This window comes from Paracoccus tegillarcae (genome assembly GCF_002847305.1).
GTDB classification, from domain to species: domain Bacteria; phylum Pseudomonadota; class Alphaproteobacteria; order Rhodobacterales; family Rhodobacteraceae; genus Paracoccus; species Paracoccus tegillarcae.
This window is the reverse complement of the sequence record NZ_CP025408.1, coordinates 3,368,911-3,387,019: the sequence shown is the minus strand read 5'-3', so window position 1 is coordinate 3,387,019 and position 18,109 is coordinate 3,368,911. Positions and strand designations below refer to the sequence as shown.

Sequence of the window (18,109 nt, the reverse complement as noted above, 5' to 3'; positions counted from 1 at the left end):
GTTCAGCATCATGTCCTACGGGGCAAGTCTGCTGTCGTGCAAGCTATAGATATCGACAATGGAAAGCAAAAACGGCGGGCTTCACCTGCTGGCCAGAAATCTGCCATAAACAGCAGAACCAAGGATGAGGGACGGGCACGATGGCGGATATTCTGGATCTTACGGCAGGCACGGCATTCGTGGGCGGCGGCGGCGGCGATTATGCCGAGGCCCAGAACCTGCTGCTGAAATATACCAACCGGCATGGGCTGATCGCGGGGGCCACCGGGACCGGCAAGACCGTGACCCTGCAGACGCTGGCCGAAACTCTGTCCAAGGCCGGGGTGCCGGTGTTCCTGGCTGACGTCAAAGGCGACCTGTCGGGTCTGGCCAAATCCGGCAGCACCGAGGCCAAGCTGCACGACGCCTTTCAAAAACGCGCCGATCAGATCGGGCTGACCATCGACTATCAGGCCTTTCCGGTCACCTTCTGGGATGTCTGGGGAAAACAGGGCCATCCGGTGCGCACGACCCCGGCCGAGATGGGGCCGCTGCTCTTGTCGCGCCTGCTGGACCTGACCGATGTGCAAGAGGGCGTGATGAACATTGCCTTTCGCATTGCCGATGAGCAGGGACTGGCGCTGGCCGATATGAAGGATCTGCGCGCCATGCTGCTGTGGCTGGGCGAGAATTCTGATCAGGTGGCGCTGGAATACGGCAATGTCAGCAGCGCCAGCGTCGGGGCCATTCAGCGTTCGCTGCTGGTCCTCGAAAACGAGGGCGGCGACCAGTTGTTCGGTGAACCGGCGCTGGAACTGTCTGATCTGCTGCGTCAGGATGCGTCTGGCAAGGGGATGATAAATATCCTGGCCGCCGACAAGCTGATGAACGCGCCGCGCCTTTATTCGACCTTCTTGCTGTGGCTGCTGTCCGAACTGTTCGAGCAACTGCCCGAGGTGGGCGATCCCGACAAGCCCAAGGCCGCCTTCTTCTTTGACGAGGCACATCTGTTGTTCGACGGTGCGCCCAAGGCGCTGACCGACAAGGTAGAACAGGTTGCGCGGCTGATCCGTTCCAAGGGCGTCAGCGTCTGGTTCATCAGCCAGAATCCGGCCGATATCCCCGAAGATGTGCTGGGGCAGCTGGGCAATCGTGTTCAGCACGCGCTGCGGGCCTTTACCGCCAAGGATCAGAAGGCGCTGCGCATGGCCGCGCAAAACTATCGCCCGAACCCGTCCTTCGACACAGCCGAGGCAATCACCGAGGTTGGCACCGGCGAGGCGGTCACCTCGTTGCTGGAGGCCAAGGGCGTGCCCGGCGTGGCGCAGCGAACGCTGATACGGCCACCGTTCAGCCATCTGGGCCCGATTTCCGATGCCGAGCGGCAGGCGCTGATGGCCGCATCAAGCATGGGAACCAAATACGACACCCGCGTTGACCGCGAATCGGCGCAGGAAATTCTGGCGAAACGCGCCACCGAGGCCGCGAATGCCAGCGCCAAGGCCGGTGCCAGCGGAAATGACGACGATCTCTGGCAGATGGATCGCGAATATAAAAAGGCCCGGCGTTACAACCCAGACATCCAGATCAAGCCGGCCAGCAGCTCTGGTCGCAGCAGAAGCCGATCATCACGCTCTGACAGCATCGCCGAGACCTTTGGCAAAAGCCTGGCCCGGCAACTGGGAACCAAGTCGGGGCAGGCCATGGTCAGGGGTGTGCTGGGTTCGTTGTTTCGCGGCAAGTGATCCGGGCCAAGCCGTCGGCGGCCTGACGCGCGGCCTCTACCGCGCGGGCATCGACGGCAATCGGCGCGTCCTCAACCGCTTGGCGCATTTCCGCAAGAATGGCGATCATCAGCGTGACATGGCGATGCAGGTCGTATTCGGCGGCGGCCTCTAGCCGTGCGGCATTCATGCGGGCCTCTTCTGCGCGCAGTCGGGGCAGGGCGATACCGGGCCGGGGGCAGCCGTCGCTGCGCAAAAGGCGCGGCAGATCACGCTCTCTCCGCCAGCTTGACTGACCGGCGCGGGCGGCGCTGATCAGCACCCTTGGACGTCGCAGCGGCGTGCCGGTCGGGGGGGCACGAAAAGCGATCACATTCGGCATGGCGGTCATGGTTGTCTCCTAATCCCAGATCACGATCGCAGTGTGGCTCAACCCCGGCGGGTGTTGCCGCATGGGTTGATACAGCGCGCGCCGAGAGAAGGGTTCTTTAGGGTTTCTTAGTGAATGTTGCGTCTAGCTGCAGAAATCCACCTGCAATTCACAGACTAGAATTCAACCCAGAGGTGGCTGTACCCCTGCCGCCTCAAGGATCGTAAGGGACCTAAAATGACGATACTGACCGGTGACTTCACCTTCGAGGCCCATATCGGAGGCCACCGTTCGACCGAGACGCCTGCCTCTGATGACTGCACATCAAACGCTTTGCCCGAAGATGCCCAGCTCTATCTGCGCCATGTCGAACACGGTGAATCGATCCGCGCAATCGCGCGGCAGGCCGACTGCCATGCCTCGACCATCCTGCGCCGCATTCGCCGTTTCGAGGCACGCCGGGATGATCCGCTGATCGACGCGGCGGTCGAAAACCGTGACAAGGGCGCGTCGCTGAAAAGCCCGGATGCCCTTGCCACGCTGCGCCGTCTGGCAGAGCCGGGCGCATTGATGGCGGTGGCTTCGGGAATGGACAAGGCGATCGTCACGCGCGACGGCATAAGAACCGGCATCCTCGATCGGCGGCTGGCCGAGGCGATGGCGCTGAACGCATGGGTCGTGCAGGTGGGCAACGGACGTGTCACCAGCTATGCGATCGCGCCGGCGGGCCGCGACGCGTTGCGCCAGCGCATGTCCGCGGACAGCAAGGCGGCGGCAATGCCTCGTCCGCAGGATTTTCGTGACTCGAGCCCGGTGGATCAGGGAGATCAGGGGCCCGCGCAGGCCGAGCAGCACCGCATCTGGTCCGAGCGCGAGATCCGCGATCCCGAAAACGGTCAGCGCCGCCGTGCACGTGTCAACATCGCTGAAAGCCCGCTCCTGGTGCTGGCGCGCCGCCGTGACGCCAATGGCGAGCCGTTTCTGACGCGTGCGATGGTTGCGGCAGGCGAACGCCTGCGCGAGGATTTCGAACTGGCCCAACTGGGGCCGCGGACCACACAGAACTGGGGTGGGTTCATGACCGCGGGCATCGACGTGTCGCGCAGCGGAGTGGGCTATCGCGGTGGCTCCGAGGCCGCCCGTAATCGCGTCGCCATCGCGCTGCGGGAACTGGGTCCGGGCATGGGCGATGTCGTGCTGCGTGTCTGCTGTTTTCTCGAAGGGATCGAGCAGACCGAGCGCTTGCTTGGCTGGTCTGCGCGGTCGGGCAAGATCGTGTTGCGCCTGGCCCTGATGCGGCTGGATCGTCACTACACTGAAAGTTATGGCAAAGGCTCGCCGCTGATCGGCTGACCTTCAGATCATGCAGTCATATGCCCATTGCAGCAGTGCCTGGCGCTGGCGAGGACGGCAGGACAGATCGTTCTGCTGGCAATTCTTGCGCACCTGTCCGGCATGGCGCGCAAAGCCCTTCCAGCGTTTGATCTGCTTGTCGTCGACGCCGGGAAGGCGGCGGCCCATGTAATAGCGGCAGTACCACTGAAACCACCCGCGCGGATCGGGCTGGATGATCCAGCCCTTGCGCTGCCATTCCGACAGGGGCTGGCGGCTTTTGATCCCGAAATAGTTCAGGTCAGGATCGGCGGTGTCCGACAGCTTGGCATCGGTGAACCAGCTTTCGGGAAACTCCTGCCGGCAGTCATTCATGTATTTGCCTTCGAAGACGCCCATCGCCAGCATCTCTTTCGGGGTGAAATGCGGGGTAAACTCCTCATGTGACAGCCGACCTGAACCTGCCTCGAGCAGGTAGGAATAGTCATCCTGCATCTTGTCACTCACGGTAATTCGTTCGCCTATGGAACCCATGTTCATCCCGCATATCTGCCTTGCTGGGGGCTTAACTGCCCGTTGGGGCAAGGGTTCCCGCGGTTGTGCCGTTGATCCGGAACCGTAAACCGATTATTTAGCGATTGAACCACCCCGAAAGGTGACGATCATGACGGATCAAACTCAGGCCCCGCCGGTCGCAGGTCACAACCAGCCACCGCGCCTGCGCCATCCTGAAAAGGCCCATCGCTCGGATCAGGCGCAGCCCAAGAAGCCTGAGTGGATTCGCGTCAAGGCGCCGACCAGCGAAGGCTACAAGAAGACCCGCGATATCCTGCGCGAAAACCGCCTGTCGACCGTCTGCGAAGAGGCCGGCTGCCCCAATGTGGGCGAATGCTGGAGCCAGGGTCACGCCACCATGATGATCATGGGTGAGATCTGCACCCGGGGTTGTTCCTTCTGCAATGTCATCACCGGACGGCCCGATGAGTTGGACGTGTTCGAACCCGGCCGCGTTGCGCATGCGGTGCAGAAACTGGGGCTGAACCATGTCGTTATCACTTCGGTCGACCGCGACGATCTGGACGATGGCGGCGCGGATCACTTTGCCCAGACCATCCGCGCCATCCGGCACCGCAGCCCTGACAGCACCATCGAGGTGCTGACCCCTGATTTCCTGAAATGCAAACCCGGCGCGCTGGAAACGGTGGTCGAGGCACGCCCCGATGTTTTCAACCACAACCTTGAAACCGTGCCCGGCCTTTATCCCACCGTCCGGCCCGGCGCGCGATATTTCCACAGCCTGCGCCTGCTGCAACGGGTCAAGGAACTGGACCCGACCATGTTCACCAAATCGGGTATCATGGTGGGACTGGGCGAGGACCGTCAGGGCGTCTTGCAGGTGATGGACGACATGCGCGCGGCAGACATCGATTTCATGACCATCGGGCAGTATCTGCAGCCCACGCCCAAGCATCACCGCGTCGACCGTTTCGTGACACCCGAGGAATTTGCAGGTTACGAAAAGTCAGCCTTCGGCAAGGGGTTCCTGATGGTCTCGGCCACGCCGCTGACGCGCTCGTCCTATCATGCCGGCGATGATTTCGCGCAGTTGCGTGCCGCGCGACTGGAAAAGCTGGGCCGCGCCTGACGGCTTGGTGGCATTCAGCCCGACGTCGTGATTCCCTGCGTCAGGGGCGATGCGCACTTGGCTGTCGTTTTCGCCCGCATGATCAGGTTGCCGCCAAAACCATTTCGACGACAAAGTGACCTTGCCGCCGGTGAAATTCCCGGCTATTTCAGCGCCACTGGGCCCGAGTGGCGGAATGGTAGACGCAGGGGATTCAAAATCCCCCGCCGCAAGGCTTGTCGGTTCGAGTCCGACCTCGGGTACCAGCCCTTTCATCTTGATGAGAATAGCGCGCCTAACCTGGCGGCGACAGGTTTCAGCGATAGCCGGCGGCCTGCAACTCGAACAGATCGCGATAGCGACCGGGCTGCGCCAGCAGTTCCGCATGCGTGCCCTGCGCCTCGACCCGGCCGTCGGCCAGCACCAGAATACGGTCCGCCATGCGCACGCTGCTGAACCGGTGAGAGATAAGAACAGCGGTCTTGCCCTCGGACAGTTCCTTGAACCGCTGAAACACCTCGAATTCGGCCCGCGCGTCCAGCGCGGCAGTGGGCTCGTCCAGGATCAACACTTGTGCGTCGCGCATGTAGGCGCGCGCGATGGCCAGCTTTTGCCATTCACCGCCCGACAGATCGACCCCGTGCGCAAAGCGCTTGCCGACCATCTGTTCATATCCGGCGGGCAGCTTGGCGATCACCTGATCCGCGCCTGACTGATGCGCGGCATCTTCGATCCGCGCCTGATCGCCGCGTGCCCCAATTCGACCGACCGCGACGTTGTCACTCGCGCTCATGGAATAGCGGACGAAATCCTGAAATATCACACCCATGGCGGCGCGCAGCTGATCCAGATCATAGTCGCGCAAATCGCGCCCATCCATCAGAATGCGGCCCTCATCCGGGTCGTACAGCCGCGCCAGCAGTTTGACCAAGGTGGTCTTGCCCGCGCCGTTTTCGCCGACCAGAGCCAGCGTTTCGCCCGCATGCAGCGTAAAGGACAGATGCCGCACCGCCCATCGTTCGGCGTTGGGATAACGGAAGCCGACATCCTCGAACACAAAGCCCTGCCGGATCGGCTCGGGGACGGGCAGGGCGGTTGCGGGCGAGGCGATCTCGGGCTGTTCGTTGAAGAAATCAAACAGATCATCCAGCCGCAGCGCCTGTGAGGCCATCCCGGAAAACCCGGTCAGCACGCCTTCCAACAAACCGCGCAGCCGCAGGAAACTGCCCGACAGAAAGGTCAGATCGCCAATGGATAGCACGGCGGTCAATGTGGCGCCGATAATCCACAGATAGGCCCCATAATAGGACAGGGTGCCGAACGCGGTCAGCAGCGCCATCCACAGTAATTGCCGACGCAGGATGCCACGGTTTTCGGCAAAGAAACGCTGTGACAGATCAGCGAACCGGTCGCGCAGGAAATCGTTCAGCGCGAATATCTTGACCTCTTTGGCCGAGTCCGCGCTGGCACCCACCATCCGCAGGTAATCCATCTCGCGCCGTTCGGCGGTGCGGCGGTAATTCATTGCATAGGTCAGCGCGTTAAAATGTATCTCGCCCAGAAATGCGGGCACCAGCGCGATCAGCAGCAGCACGACCAGCCATGGGTTGAAAATCAGCAAACCGGCGGCAAAGCTGGCCACCGTGACCAGATCCTGCAGCAGGCCCATGACCTGGTTCAACAGCGGGATATTGCCCACCGTGATGCGCCGCGCGCGGTCCAGCTTGTCCTGAAAGGCCGCGTCTTCGAAATCTTCCAGATCCAGCGTCGCGGCATGATCCATCACCCGGATCGACAGCGATATCACCAGCCGTTCCTGCATCAGCGAATTGGTGTAATTCACCCCGCGCCCCAGCAGGTCCGACACCAACGCCAGCCCCAGTTCGGCAGCAACCAGCAGCGACAGATATCCCAGCAGACCAGACTGCCACCACGCAGCCAACTCGCCGGGTGTTGTGTCCAGCGCAATCAGACGGATGACCTCGTCGATGATCAGCTTGCCGACCCAAAGCATGGTCACAGGCATCACCGCGCGCGCCAGCCGCAGCGCGACCATCAGGACCGTCAGCCCCGGATTTGCCTGCCAGACCAGCCGCATAAAGGCGGGCAGGTTGCGCAGCGCCGCCCATCTTTCGCCATAGCTGGGCGGTTGTTCTGCCCATTCACGCGGCGGCATGGCCTAGGCCGGCTCTGCCTCGGCGCGTGCGATCGCACCGGCGATTTCTTCCTCGGTCAGGGGGCCGGGGAAGTGGCAGGCAGTCTGATGATCATCGCCGATCAGTGCCGGCACCTGCTCGGCGCAGACCGGGGCCGCGCGGGGGCAGCGGGTGCGAAACACGCAACCCGATGGCGGGTTCATCGGCGAGGGCAGATCACCCGACAGTGGCACCACCGATTTCGCCGCCTCTTGCGCCGGGTCCGGGATGGGCACAGCCGACATCAGCGCCTGCGTATAGGGGTGCTGTGGCGTACCATACAGATCCTTGGACGAGGCGATCTCCATCACCTTGCCCAGATACAGCACCAGCACGCGGTCGCTGATATGTTTCACCACCGACAGGTCATGGGCGATAAAGATCAGCGCCAGCCCCAGTTCGCGTTGCAGCCGGATCAGCAGGTTGATGACCTGCGCCTGAATAGAGACATCCAGCGCCGAGACCGGCTCATCGCAGATGATCAGCTTGGGCTCGACAATCAGCGCGCGCGCGATGCCGATGCGCTGACATTGCCCGCCGCTGAATTCATGCGGATAGCGGTTGATCTGGTTGGGCAGCAGACCGACGCGGTCCATAATGTCCTTGACGCGTTCCTTGACCTCGGCGCGCTTCAGGCCGGGGTGATGGGTGGTCAGCGGCTCGGCGATGATCTGACCCACGGTCATACGCGGGTTCAGCGATGCCAGCGGGTCCTGAAACACCATCTGGATATCCGCGCGGTATTTCAACATCTGGCGCGGCGTCAGACCGACCAGATCGGCCCCGTCGATCCATTCGGCCTCGCCGGTTGCCGGGACCAGCCCGATCAGCGCACGCGCCAGCGTGGATTTGCCAGACCCGGATTCGCCCACGATGCCAAGCGTTTCACCCGCCTTCAGCCTAAAATCGACGCCGCCCACGGCGTGCAACTGGCGCGGTGCGCTCCACGGCATGTCGCCATCCCGGCGGATATGAAAGGTGACGCGCAGATCATGCACGTCCAGCAGCGGCTTGGTCATTTCTCTACCTCGCTGTTGGTTCCGGCAGCCCCGGCACCTGCGCCCGCAACAGCGGCGCGGGGCAGGGCGGTATCCACCTGATCGGGCAGATCGCCGGCCAGTTCTTCCAGTTCGAGCGCCTCTTCCGACAGTTCCACCCGTTCACGATGCGCGCGCACATCGTCGATCGTGGCGAAACAGGCGCGCGCGCGTCCTGCGGCGAATTCCTCCAGCGGGGGGCGCTCGCTGGCGCAGCGGTCCATCCGATAGGTGCAGCGCGGCTCGAACGCGCAGCCGGCGGGTGGGCGCGTCATGTTGGGCGGAGATCCGGGGATCGCCGACAACTCGTCGCCCTTCTGGTCGATGCGCGGAATGGCCGATAACAGCCCCTGGGTATAAGGATGGGTCGGATCCCCAAAGATCGGGTCAACGGGGCCGTTTTCGCGGATGCGACCGCCATACATGACGGCCACCCGCTCGCAGGCCCCCGCCACAACGCCCAGATCATGGGTGATCAGGATCATCGCCATCCCAAATTCGGCCTGCAAATCGGCCAGCAGTTGCATGATCTGCGCCTGCACCGTCACATCCAGTGCCGTTGTGGGCTCGTCCGCGATCAGCACTTGCGGGCGGCACAGCAGCGCCATGGCGATCATCACCCGCTGGCGCATCCCGCCCGAAAACTCATGCGGGTACAGCCGCGCGCGGCCCGCCGCATCGGGGATCTTGACCGCGTCCAGCATGCGCACGGATTCTGTCACCGCATCGCGTTTGGACATGCCCTTGTGCAGGGTCAGCACCTCGGCCATCTGGTCTGCCACCCGCATATAGGGGTTCAGGCTGGTCATCGGGTCCTGAAAGATCATCGCGATCTTTTCGGCGCGTATCTTGTTCAGCACCTTGGGTGGCGCGTTCAGGACCTCTTGTCCATCGAACAGGACCGATCCGTAGGCCCGTCCGTTCTTGGCCAGCAGTCCCATGATCGCGAAGGACAGCTGCGATTTGCCGCTGCCCGATTCGCCGACGATGCCAAGGGTTTCGCGCGGCTCGACCGACAGATTGATGCCGTTGACCGCCTTGACCTCGCCGTCATTGGTTTCGAACCGGACGCTCAGGTCTTTGATTTCCAGAAGTGCCATATCAGCGGTCCTTCGGATCAAGGGCATCGCGCAAGCCGTCGCCGACAAAGAAAAAGCCGAACAGCGTGATGCAGAAGAAAAACAACGGGAACAGCAATTGCCACAGCGTGCCATAGTTCATGGTGCCGGCCCCTTCGGAAATCAGCGCGCCCCAAGAGGTCAGTGGTTCCTGCACCCCAAGGCCAAGAAAGCTGATGAAGCTTTCCGTCAGGATCATCAGCGGCACCAGCAGCGTCGCATAGACGGCGACGACCCCCAGCAGGTTAGGCACGATATGACGCAAGACGATCTTCCAGCTTGGAACGCCGGTGGCACGGGCGGCCTCGATGAACTCGCGGTTCTTCAGCGTCAGCGTCTGACCCCGAACGATCCGCGACATGTCCAGCCAGGAGATCAAACCGATGCCCAGAAACAGCATCCCGATGGATCGGCCAAAGACGACCAGCAGCAGGATCAGCACGAACATGTAGGGGATCGACATCAGGATATCGACGGTCCGCATCATCACCTGATCCACCCGCCCACCGACGTAACCCGCCGTCGCGCCATAGAGCGTGCCGACGATCACTGCGATGGCGGCGCCGACAATGCCGACCATCAGGCTGATCCGGGTGCCCTGCACCGTGCGCGCATACAGATCGCGGCCCAGATCATCGGTGCCGAAGTAGTGACCCGAGGCAATGGAGGGCGCGCCCAGTTCGCGCACCTGACCCATGACGTTGTAATCCAGTTCCTCATTCGACCATGCAGAGAACATGTCGCCAAATATGGCGAACAGGGAAACCAGCACCAGAATGATCAACCCGGCCATCGCCGCCTTGTTTCGGACAAAGCGTTTGCGCGCATCGGCCCAGGGGCTGCGGCCCTTGATCTCGGCTTCCGCCATGCGGCCGGCCAGGGATTGCATCTTGTCTTGTTCAATAACCATGGCTTTAATACCGGATTTTCGGGTCGATCCACGCGTAAAGGATATCGACGATCAGATTGAACAGGATGGTCAGCGCGCCCACCAGAATGGTCACGCCCATCATCACGGCATAGTCACGGTTCAACGCGCTATCGACAAAGGCGCGTCCGATTCCGCCGGTCGAGAAATAGATGTCGATCACCACAGATCCGGTGATCATCGAGACAAAGACCGGGCCCAGATAGCTGATGACCGGCAGCAGCGCGGGTTTCAGCGCATGGCGCATGATGACCCGGCGCTCCGGCATGCCCTTGGCGCGGGCGGTACGAATATGGTTGCTGCCAAGAACCTCCAGCATCGAAGAGCGGGTGATGCGCGCGACCGAGGCCATATAGCTGGTGCCAAGCGCAATCACCGGCAAGATCCAGTAGCTCGGGTCGGAAAAGCTCCAACCGCCACCGGGCAGCCAGCCCATCCAAAGCGTAAAGATCAGCACCAAGATCGGCGCCATGACGAAATTGGGCAGTACCTGCGCGCCGATGCTGACGCCCACAGCCAGATAGTCCAGCCAGGTGTTGTGCCTGATCGCCGCCATTGATCCCAGTGCAATGCCCACAATCGCCGCCAGCACGAATGCCAGCAGGCCGTAAGTCATGGTGATCGGAAAACCGTCGGCGATCAGCTTGTTCACCGTCAGGTCGGGATAGACAAAGCTGGGACCGAAATCGAAGTGCAGGACAACGCCCTTGAGATAATTCCAAAGTTGCACCAGCAGCGGATCATCCAGCCCGTATTTCGCCTCGAGATTTGCCAGAACCTGTGGCGGCAGAGAGCGTTCGCCGGTGAAGGGGCCGCCAGGTGCGGCATGCATCAGCAAAAAGGAAAAGATAATCAGCAACAGCAGCGTTGGAACCGCCACCGCCAGACGTCGCAAGATGTATCCAAACATCGGGCTGCGCCTCCCCCCAGTTATTATTAGGTCAGAACTTATGACGGATTACCGGAAGGGGAAACCCCTTCCGGTGGTATCGTGGTCAAAGATTGCCGTCACTCGGCAACGCGATACATGTCCTTGGCGTACCAGTTGTCCATGACGTTCTCATAGGGAACGCCGCGCAGATCGGCGTTCACGATCTGGGCGTTGGCGTAATGGTAGACAGGGACATAGGGCAGATCCGCATACAGAACTTCTTCTGCCTGCGTATACAGTTCAGCCGCATTGTCCGAGGTCTTGGCGTCTGCCAGCAGCTGATCAAACTCGGCATTCGACCATTTGCCGCTGTTGTAGCCGTCGGTCCGGAACCAGTCGAGGAAAGTCGAAGCCTCGTTATAGTCACCGCACCACGCATAGCGTGCAATCTCGAAATCCTGATTCTGCAGGCGGTCGGTATGCACCTTCCATTCGACATTGTTCAGCGTGACATCGACGCCAATGCCCTTCCAGAACTGCTGCGCGGCCACGGCGATCTTCTTGTGATCCTCGCTGGTGTTATACTGAACCGTCAGGCTCAGCGGATTATCGGGGCCATAGCCTGCCTCTTCGAGCAAGGCCTTGGCCTTTTCGATCCGCTCGGGCTGTGACCAGCCTGCCATTTCGATCTCGGGCGCGACAAAGCCCTCGATCGATTCGGGGGTCCAGAAATAGGCCGGACGCTGACCACCCTGCAGGATCTTTTCGACAACAATGTCGCGATCCATGCCATAGGCCAGTGCCTGACGCACCTTGAGATCCTTCAGCGCCTCGGGGCCCTTTTCGGACAGGTTGAAGATATAGGCGTAGGAACAGGCCATCGGAACGCTGCTGACCTGATCGGGATATTGCTCCAGCAGGCGCGGATACTGACCGGCCGGCAAACGGTTGAACCAGTTCAACTCGCCAGCCTCGTAGCGGGTCAGCGCGACGTTCTGGTCATTGACCGTGATAAACTCGACCTCGCTAAGGATCGTGTTCTCGGCATCCCAGTATTCGTCGTTAGTGGAGACCGTCAATTGAACGCCCAGATCGTGGCTGTCCAGCTTATAGGCGCCGTTGCTGACCATATTGGCGGGCTGGGTCCAGTTGTCACCGAACTCTTCGACCACGGCTTGCGGCACCGGGAAGGTGGTCGTGTGGCTGAGTGTCTTGATGAAATACGGCGTCGGGGTGGACAGCGTCACCTCGAAGGTCTTGTCGTCCACGGCCTTCACGCCCAACTGATCCGGCGCCATCTCGCCTTTGACCACGGCAGTTGCGTTGACGATGTTCATCAACTCCATGAACCACGCATATTCCGACGCGGTTTCGGGCGTCACGGCGCGCTGCCAGCTATAGACGAAATCACCAGCCGTGATCGGCTCGCCATTGGACCAGTTGGCGTCGCGCAGCTTGAACGTATAGGTCAGGCCGTCTTCGCTGACCTCATGGCTTTCGGCCAGACCGGGCACCATTGCGCCCTTTTCATCTTCGTTCATCAGCCCTTCGAACAACTGACGCAGCACATGCGCGCCGCTGACATCCGTATTTTTGTGCGGGTCCAATGACTTGATCGCGTCCAGAATCCAAAAGCTCATCTCTTGGTTGTCGGCCAGCGTGTCGCCTTCTGCCACTTGTGCTGCATGTGCAGGCAATGCCAGCGCAAAGGCTAGCGCGGTGGTTGCAAGAAATTTCGTCATGCGACGTTCCTCCGTGTTTTGGTGCGGCGACTGATGCGCCGGAATGCATCGGAGGATAGGTCAATTCGCGCCTAGGTAAAGTTGATTTGCCACTTTTCATCGCGCAGGGCTTGTGAAATCAGTCTGGGCATGACGAAACCTGTGCGCATTACCCTGGTTACTGGCGGCGCCCGTTCGGGCAAATCGGCACTGGCCGAGCGTCTGATGGCGCGTCATGACCGCCCGTCGATCTATATCGCCACCGCCGAATCGGGCGATGCGGAAATGGCGGACAGAATCGCGCTGCATCAGCACCGACGCGGTGCCAACTGGCAGACGATCGAGGCACCGCGCGATTTGATCGGTGCCCTGAATGCGACGGACGGGCAGGGCGCGCGGCTGGTTGATTGCCTGACCCTGTGGCTGGCCAATTGCGGTGCGGCAGTCGATATCGAAGGCCTGGTTTCGACGTTGCGTCACCAGCGCGATCCGGTCGTGCTGGTCACCAACGAACTGGGCGGTGGAATAGTCCCGGCCAATGCTATGGCGCGCGATTTCCGCGACCGGCATGGCTGGATGAATCAGGCCATGGCAGAGGCCGCCGATCAGGTCTGGATGGCCGTCTGCGGACAGCCGATGCGGATCAAGCCGGGACGGGACAGCGATGACATCCTTTGACGAAGGCGCGGCCGCGCGCGCGCATGATCGCCAGAACAGCCTGACAAAGCCGCCCGGTTCCTTGGGCCGGCTCGAGGATCTGGCGATTTTTCTGGCAGGCTGGCAGCGGCGCGACAGGCCGCGACTGGACCATGCACAGGCACTGGTGTTTGCCGGCAATCACGGCATCGTCGCGCAAGGCGTGAACCCATTTCCAGCCGAGGTGACGGCGCTGATGGTGCAGAACTTCCATCAGGGCGGTGCGGCGATCAACCAGCTTTGCGCGGTTGCGGGCGCGGCGCTGACCGTGGTGCCCCTCAGCCTTGATCAGCCGACTGCCGATTTCACCCAAGGCCCGGCCATGACCGCCGACGAGGTGGCGTCGGCAATGCAGGCCGGCGCGGATGCGGTCGATCCAACTGCCGATGTGCTGCTGTTGGGCGAGATGGGGATTGGCAACTCGACCGTGGCAGCCGCGCTGGCGGCGGCAAGCTTTGGCGGGGATGGGCGGGACTGGGTCGGTCCCGGAACCGGCGCCGAGGGCGAGGTGCTGTCGGCCAAGATACGCGCTGTTGGTGCAGGTCTGGCACGGCACAGTCCCGACGATACGCGTGGCACGCTGGCGGCCTTTGGTGGGCGCGAGCAGGCGGCGATTTGTGGCGCGGTCCTGCGCGCGCGCGAACTGGGCGTGCCGGTCATTCTGGACGGTTTCATCTGCACGGCGGCGGCGGCCGTCCTGACCCGCGATGACCCGCAGGCATTGGACCACTGCCTGATCGGTCACGAAAGCGCCGAGCCGGGTCACCGGCGCCTGATCGCGGCGCTTGGCGCGCAGCCGATCCTGTCGCTGGACATGCGTCTTGGCGAAGGTTCGGGCGCGGCGGTCGCACTGATGGTTTTGCGCGGCGCCGTGGCCTGCCATAATGGCATGGCGACCTTTGCCGAAGCCGGTTTCGGCTAAGACCCACAGCAGGAGGCATGATGCGCCCCGTCGATCTCTGGCATCAACTGATCCTGGCGCTGGTCTTTTTGACCCGGCTGCCGCTTGGCTTTCTTCTGCCCGAAGAAGAGGTGCCGCTGTCGCGTGCCCTATGGGCCTTTCCGCTGGCCGGGGCCGCAGTGGGCGCGATCTCGGCGCTGCCGCTTTTCCTGCCCGGCCCGCCGCTGGTCACCGCCACGCTGGCCGTGGTTCTGGCGATCTGGCTGACCGGCGGGCTGCATGAGGACGGGCTGGCCGATTTCACCGATGGCATGGGCGGGCAAACCCGTGATGAGCGGCTGGCCATCATGCGCGATCCTGCAGTTGGCAGCTACGGCACGCTGGCCTTGCTGGGATGTGTCATCCTGCGCATCGTCAGCATCGCGGCACTTGGACCACTGGCCTTGATCGGCGCGGCGGCCGCCGGCCGGTCGGCCATGGTTCTGGCGGCATCGGTCCTGCCGCCGGCGCGGCCCGACGGTCTGGGGCGCGCGGCGGCGCGCGTCGGGCGCGATCAGCTATGGGCGGCCGGGCTGATCGGAGCGGTTCTGTTGGCCATCTCGGGCCCCGCGGCGCTGGCCGGAATCATCGCAGGGCTGCTGGTTACGGGGCTGGTGATCCGTCTGGCCCGAGACCGCCTGGGTGGCCAAACGGGCGACGTGTTGGGCACCGTTGCCATTCTGACCGAGACCGCCGTTCTGGCCAGTTTCGCACTCTGTGCCTGAGCAAGCGGCGATAGCTATTGACCGCAGATCAGGCTTCGGGCTAGGCCCAACGGACTAGGCCGCAGGTTGGAGGTGGCCGAAAAAGGGCATGCGCCACAGAAGCGTGGCCCAAGACAGGGGAGTATCAGCCATGAGCGGCCTTCTGGCGCTGTCGCGCGGCATTGACCGAATGAATACGTTCATCGGCAAGAACGTTTCCTGGCTGATCCTGATCGCAGTACTTGTCAGCGCGATCAACGCCGTGGTCCGCAAGGTGTTCAGCATCTCATCAAATGCCTGGCTGGAACTGCAATGGTATCTCTATGGCACGGCCTTCCTGCTGGCAGCGGCCTATACGCTGCTTGAGAACGAACATATCCGCATCGACATCGTTTACGGGCGCTGGTCGCGGCGCGTGCAGCATTGGATCGACCTTGCGGGGCACCTGCTGTTCCTGATGCCCTTCACCACGCTGGTGCTGTACCTGACCTACCCTTGGGTCATGCGGTCCATCCGCCTTCAGGAAATCTCGATGAATGCGGGCGGGCTGATCCTGTGGCCGGCCAAGCTGATGCTGCTGCTCGGCTTTGGCCTGCTGTTCCTGCAGGGTGTCTCTGAAATCATAAAGAAAATCGCCGTCATGCGCGGCGTTATCCCTGATCACGTCGATCATCTGGATAGCCATTCCCGTATGGCCGAAGAGGCTGCGGGCATCGACAGTCACGATAGGACCGAACAGGAAGGCCCGCGCACATGATCGAGCTGATTGCTCATAACCTTGCACCGATCATGTTCTTTTCGATGGTGCTGTTCTTGCTGTTTGGCTATCCGATCGCCTTTGCGCTGGCCGCCAACGGTCTGCTGTTCTACGTGATCGGCGTTGAGCTGACACCCTATGCCAATGGCCAGATCAACCTCAGCTGGAACCTGCTATCGGCACTGCCCGAGCGGTTATGGGGGATCATGAAGAACGATATCTTCCTGGCCATTCCCTTCTTTACCTTCATGGGCATCGTGCTTGAAAAATCCGGCATGGCAGAGGATCTGCTGGACACGATCGGGCAATTGTTCGGCCCCGTGCGCGGCGGTCTGGCTTATGCGGTCGTCATCGTCGGCGCGTTGCTGGCGGCCACGACCGGTGTGGTTGCCGCATCGGTGATGGCCATGGGACTGATCTCGCTGCCGATCATGCTGCGGTATCGTTACGACCGCGGCATCGCCACCGGCGTCATTGCGGCATCGGGTACATTGGCACAGATTGTGCCGCCCAGCCTGGTGCTGATCGTTCTGGCTGACCAGTTGGGTCGCTCGGTCGGGGACATGTACAAGGGTGCGCTCTACCCCGCGCTGCTGCTGACGGGATTCTATCTGTTCTATATCTTCGTCGTCAGCCTGCTGCGGCCCGACGCCATGCCGGCCCTGCCGAAAGAGGCGCGAAACCTGGGCAAGGGCGTCACCTCGCTGATCATTGCACTGGCAATCGCCGTTCTGGTCTTTTTCGGTATGCGCTACTGGATGCGCGCAGACGGCGTTCTGAATGCAGGCATCTGGTCGGCGGTGATTGCGGCTGCGGTCATGTTCACACTGGCGATGCTGAACAACTGGCTGCGCCTGAACCTGCTGTCCCATCTGGCGCAGAGGGTGATCTTTGTCCTGATCCCGCCGTTGAGCCTGATCTTTCTGGTGCTGGGCACGATCTTTCTGGGCATCGCGACACCGACCGAAGGCGGGGCAATGGGCGCAGTCGGCGCGCTGTTGCTGGCGATCATCAAGCGCCGCCTGACCTATAGCGTCATGCGTCAGGCGCTGGTTGGCACGACCCGGCTGTCATCCTTCGTCATGTTCATCCTGATCGGCGCCACGGTCTTTTCGCTGACCTTTTACGCCATCAACGGTCAGATCTGGGTCAAGGATCTGCTGATCGCCTTGCCCGGTGGGCAACTGGGCTTTCTGCTCGCGGTATCGTTGCTCATCTTTATCCTCGGCTTCTTCCTGGATTTCTTCGAGATCGCCTTTGTGATCGTGCCGCTGCTGGTGCCTGCAGTGAACCATCTGGGCATCGACATGATCTGGTTCGGGGTCATTCTGGCGATGGTCCTGCAAACCAGCTTTCTGACGCCGCCCGTGGGTTTTGCGCTGTTCTATCTGCGTTCCATCACGGCGCGGAAACCCTATACCGACAGCGTCACGGGCGAAGTGATCGAGCCGGTTACAACCGTCCAGATCTATCGCGGTGCGGTCAAGTTCGTCGGACTGCAACTGGTGATGCTGGGGATCGTCATTTCCTTCCCCGGATTGGTGACGCATTACAAGGAACAGCCAGTCCGCGCGGCAACTGAGCGGGTTCAGATCCCCAGCTTTGGCGGATCCTCTGGTCAGGGGGGACAATCCGGCCTTGGTGGGCTGGGCGGATCGCCGTTCGGCGCGCCTTCGGGTGAGACATCAAGCGGCGGCGGCCTGGGCGGCGGATTGGGCAATGGCTTGGGCGGATCGCCCTTTGGTGCCCCGTCGAGCGATCAGGGCTCGGCAACCGAAGCGCCAGCGGGCAGTTCAGGCGGCCTTGGTGGTGGGCTTGGCAATGCCCTGCCGGGAACCCCCAACTTCGGCGGCAGCCCGTCGCAACCGGCAGAGACTGCGCCCGCCGCACCTGAACCTGCGCCGGAACCAGCAGCACCAGCAGCGCCCTCGAGCGGTGGCGGAATGGGCAGCGGCCTTGGCGGACCGCCACCAGGGTTGGGCGGCAACTGAATTACGAAAAGGGCCGGTGCGATCCGGCCCTTTTTTCATGCTGCCATCAAACCTGACCCAGCCCGGACATAGGCCGAAAGAAGTGGCCGCCGCATTCCTGCGGCGGCCTGTTACACACCTGC

General features: G+C 62.0%; 15 protein-coding genes, 1 tRNA gene and 1 pseudogene. 9 read left to right on the top strand and 8 right to left on the bottom strand.

The window, feature by feature from the left end; genetic code table 11:
- Positions 1 to 140 precede the first annotated feature (140 nt).
- Positions 141 to 1,724, top strand: a complete 1,584-nt coding sequence (locus CUV01_RS16645) for a helicase HerA-like domain-containing protein (protein ID WP_101461452.1) — start codon at positions 141 to 143, stop codon at positions 1,722 to 1,724.
- Here CUV01_RS16645 and CUV01_RS16640 read toward each other — a convergent pair.
- A complete protein-coding gene (locus CUV01_RS16640) occupies positions 1,687 to 2,094 on the bottom strand; it encodes a DUF6477 family protein (protein ID WP_198731838.1) in 408 nt (135 codons plus the stop codon). The genes CUV01_RS16645 and CUV01_RS16640 overlap by 38 nt on opposite strands.
- Before the next feature lie 216 nt (positions 2,095 to 2,310).
- On the opposite strand from CUV01_RS16640, the gene CUV01_RS16635 reads away from it, so the two are divergent.
- Positions 2,311 to 3,426: a DUF6456 domain-containing protein gene (locus CUV01_RS16635; protein ID WP_101461451.1), complete on the top strand. Its 1,116-nt coding sequence runs from the start codon at positions 2,311 to 2,313 to the stop codon at positions 3,424 to 3,426.
- A gap of 3 nt (positions 3,427 to 3,429) precedes the next feature.
- On the opposite strand, the gene CUV01_RS16630 is transcribed toward CUV01_RS16635, so the two are convergent.
- Complete coding sequence (locus tag CUV01_RS16630) at positions 3,430 to 3,912, bottom strand: hypothetical protein (RefSeq protein WP_232962323.1); 483 nt, start codon at positions 3,910 to 3,912, stop codon at positions 3,430 to 3,432.
- Positions 3,913 to 4,069: 157 nt separating this feature from the next.
- On the opposite strand from CUV01_RS16630, the gene lipA reads away from it, so the two are divergent.
- Positions 4,070 to 5,050, top strand: coding sequence for a lipoyl synthase (gene lipA / locus CUV01_RS16625; RefSeq protein ID WP_101461450.1), 981 nt, complete (start codon positions 4,070 to 4,072; stop codon positions 5,048 to 5,050).
- A 161-nt stretch (positions 5,051 to 5,211) separates the two neighbouring features.
- Positions 5,212 to 5,295, top strand: a tRNA-Leu gene (locus CUV01_RS16620).
- 50 nt (positions 5,296 to 5,345) lie between these two features.
- On the opposite strand, the gene CUV01_RS16615 is transcribed toward CUV01_RS16620, so the two are convergent.
- The 6 genes and pseudogenes from CUV01_RS16615 to CUV01_RS16590 all read right to left on the bottom strand — a co-directional run bounded on the left by CUV01_RS16615 (position 5,346) and on the right by CUV01_RS16590 (position 12,920).
- Positions 5,346 to 7,205, bottom strand: a complete 1,860-nt coding sequence (locus CUV01_RS16615; RefSeq protein WP_101461449.1) for an ABC transporter ATP-binding protein — start codon at positions 7,203 to 7,205, stop codon at positions 5,346 to 5,348.
- Between the two features lie 3 nt (positions 7,206 to 7,208).
- Positions 7,209 to 8,243 (bottom strand): oligopeptide/dipeptide ABC transporter ATP-binding protein, encoded by a 1,035-nt coding sequence (locus tag CUV01_RS16610; RefSeq protein ID WP_101461448.1) that lies wholly within the window; start codon positions 8,241 to 8,243, stop codon positions 7,209 to 7,211.
- Between the two features lie 149 nt (positions 8,244 to 8,392).
- A pseudogene (locus CUV01_RS16605) lies at positions 8,393 to 9,361 on the bottom strand (oligopeptide/dipeptide ABC transporter ATP-binding protein); the annotation flags it as partial.
- Between the two features lies 1 nt (position 9,362).
- Positions 9,363 to 10,268, bottom strand: coding sequence for an ABC transporter permease subunit (locus CUV01_RS16600; RefSeq protein ID WP_232962321.1), 906 nt, complete (start codon positions 10,266 to 10,268; stop codon positions 9,363 to 9,365).
- A 25-nt stretch (positions 10,269 to 10,293) separates the two neighbouring features.
- Positions 10,294 to 11,217 (bottom strand): oligopeptide ABC transporter permease OppB, encoded by a 924-nt coding sequence (gene oppB, locus CUV01_RS16595; protein WP_101461445.1) that lies wholly within the window; start codon positions 11,215 to 11,217, stop codon positions 10,294 to 10,296.
- 98 nt (positions 11,218 to 11,315) lie between these two features.
- Entirely contained in the window at positions 11,316 to 12,920 is a 1,605-nt protein-coding gene (locus CUV01_RS16590) for a peptide ABC transporter substrate-binding protein (RefSeq protein ID WP_101461444.1), read from the bottom strand.
- Between the two features lie 129 nt (positions 12,921 to 13,049).
- Here CUV01_RS16590 and cobU point away from each other — a divergent pair, with 129 nt between their 5' ends.
- The 5 genes from cobU to CUV01_RS16565 all read left to right on the top strand — a co-directional run bounded on the left by cobU (position 13,050) and on the right by CUV01_RS16565 (position 17,987).
- Entirely contained in the window at positions 13,050 to 13,577 is a 528-nt protein-coding gene (cobU, locus tag CUV01_RS16585) for a bifunctional adenosylcobinamide kinase/adenosylcobinamide-phosphate guanylyltransferase (RefSeq protein ID WP_101461443.1), read from the top strand.
- The gene (cobT, locus tag CUV01_RS16580; RefSeq protein ID WP_101461442.1) at positions 13,564 to 14,517 is read left to right on the top strand and encodes a nicotinate-nucleotide--dimethylbenzimidazole phosphoribosyltransferase; all 954 of its coding nucleotides are present in this window, start codon (positions 13,564 to 13,566) and stop codon (positions 14,515 to 14,517) included. The genes cobU and cobT overlap by 14 nt, the downstream gene beginning before the upstream one ends.
- A 17-nt stretch (positions 14,518 to 14,534) precedes the next feature.
- Positions 14,535 to 15,260 carry an adenosylcobinamide-GDP ribazoletransferase gene (gene cobS, locus CUV01_RS16575; protein WP_101461441.1) on the top strand — a complete coding sequence of 242 codons (726 nt, stop codon included), beginning with the start codon at positions 14,535 to 14,537 and terminating at the stop codon, positions 15,258 to 15,260.
- 130 nt (positions 15,261 to 15,390) lie between these two features.
- On the top strand, positions 15,391 to 15,996 hold the full coding sequence (locus tag CUV01_RS16570; protein ID WP_101461440.1) for a TRAP transporter small permease subunit: 606 nt from the start codon (positions 15,391 to 15,393) through the stop codon (positions 15,994 to 15,996).
- Positions 15,993 to 17,987 (top strand): TRAP transporter large permease, encoded by a 1,995-nt coding sequence (locus CUV01_RS16565; RefSeq protein WP_101461439.1) that lies wholly within the window; start codon positions 15,993 to 15,995, stop codon positions 17,985 to 17,987. The genes CUV01_RS16570 and CUV01_RS16565 overlap by 4 nt, the downstream gene beginning before the upstream one ends.
- Positions 17,988 to 18,109: the final 122 nt, after the last annotated feature.